General features: G+C 29.5%; 2 protein-coding genes. Both read right to left on the reverse strand.

The annotated features are described in order from the left end of the window. The coding region (locus IQ211_RS19420; RefSeq protein ID WP_193836491.1) for a LysE family translocator at positions 1 to 254 on the reverse strand (254 nt) is incomplete at its 3' end. A gap of 4 nt (positions 255 to 258) precedes the next feature. Continuing rightward, on the reverse strand, positions 259 to 1,000 hold a 742-nt coding region (locus IQ211_RS19425), incomplete at its 5' end, for a 2OG-Fe dioxygenase family protein (protein WP_193836492.1).

A 1,000-nucleotide genomic window follows, 5' to 3' on the forward strand; every position in this document is an offset into this window, starting at 1 on the left:
CCTATATATATTAGATATAATGCACCTACTATTCTGATTATAGCGAAAAAACTGGGTGTTTGGTTGATCAATACTCCGATACCAACAAGAGTATAAAAAACATGAACTAAGACTCCAGCAGAAATTCCTAATGATGAGTAAATCCCAGATTTACGACCATAAATAAGGCTATTTCTTGTTATCATAGCAAAATCAGCGCCAGGACTGATAACTGCTAAAATAGTTACTGTCGCAATAGAAAATAATTCAATCATTTTATTACTCTTGTTTTTTTCTGAAAGTTATTACAAGCATATCTCTTACTGCTTTTTTTTCTTTATCTATCCTGAATATAGGACTAACTCCATGAAATAGTTCTTTATCATTTAGCATTACCATTTCAAAAGCATTTTTCATGGTGAAAGATATTAGCTTATTTTTATTCTTGTCATAAATAGTACTTTCTCCTCCAATACAATTAATTCTGTTTATGCATAACATAAGAACATAATCTACACCATCTCTATGTATCCCTTCTGGCGTTGGTTTTCCAATTTGATTATCTGTTACTTCAATTCTGAATTGATGAGTTTCTATGTGCCAATTACCTTTTGGTGATAGTTCTGTAAATAAATCATGTGATAAATGGAAAATACCTTTCATGATTTTGCTTTTTATTATTTCGTCCTTTATTGGTTCATAATGTCTTTCTATATCACCATTTAGGTTGTTATAATTTTTTGTTTGAAAATGAGGTTGATGAGGTTCTATTCTTACCTCTCTTGATGTAACGTCGGAGCTTAATGTTGAGTATCTTCTTCTCCTATATTGACCACCATCACCCATATATTTATCAAGTTCTAACTTATCCCAGCTTCTTACGAATTTATCAACGTCAAATGACTGATTATTTATATATTCGTTTATTAATTTTATAGAGCTCTCCATTTTTAGATACACAAAATTATTTTCTTTCATTTCTTTGATAACATTTTTCTTAATGTCATTAATTGTAATGTAT

Origin of the sequence: Xenorhabdus griffiniae (assembly GCF_015163655.1) — a bacterium.
GTDB classification, from domain to species: domain Bacteria; phylum Pseudomonadota; class Gammaproteobacteria; order Enterobacterales; family Enterobacteriaceae; genus Xenorhabdus; species Xenorhabdus griffiniae.